This window comes from Porcincola sp. LCP21S3_C12, from assembly GCF_052118625.1.
Lineage (GTDB): Bacteria > Bacillota > Clostridia > Lachnospirales > Lachnospiraceae > Porcincola.
On sequence record NZ_JBQKGW010000079.1, the window covers coordinates 1 to 532 of the forward strand.

Consider the following 532-nt stretch of genomic DNA (forward strand, 5'->3'; position numbering starts at 1 on the left):
AAAGGAATGGCACAGGCTGGCAAAGAAGATGGAAGCCATCGGTGTCCTCACCGAAGTCGATATGGCTGCCTTTGCTGCATACTGCCAGTCTTACGCAAGATGGAAGGAAGCCGAGGAGTTTATCACAGAGCACGGCACTCTTGTCCGGACACCTTCTGGCTACTGGCAACAGGTCCCGCAGGTCTCCATCGCACAGACCTATATGAAACAGATGGGAAAGTTCGCGACCGAGTTCGGTCTTACGCCTGCTTCCCGGTCCCGCCTCATAGCGGATGCGGGGAATACCGCACCGACTGATGAGATGGAAAATCTGCTGGGAGGTGATTCGTAATGGCAAGCGAGGAACATCCCGCAGATATGCCAAAGCTCACAGACTATCATCCGACTCAGTACATGCTTCCGACTTCACATTACGATCCGGCCAAGGCAGATCGGGCTGTGAAGTTTATCGAGATGCTCCGTCATACCAAAGGCAAGTGGGCTGGGAAGCGGTTCTGGCTTCTCCCGTGGCAGGAGCAGATTATCCGTGACC

General features: G+C 54.5%; 1 protein-coding gene and 1 pseudogene. Both read left to right on the forward strand.

Translation table 11 applies throughout. From position 1 onward, the window contains the following. Positions 1-331: phage terminase small subunit P27 family (locus tag ACTQ1N_RS12745; protein WP_441957014.1), on the forward strand; the 331-nt coding region annotated here is incomplete at its 5' end. Beyond that, positions 331-532 (forward strand): annotated as a pseudogene (locus tag ACTQ1N_RS12750) (terminase large subunit); the annotation flags it as partial. The gene ACTQ1N_RS12745 and the pseudogene ACTQ1N_RS12750, both read left to right, overlap by 1 nt.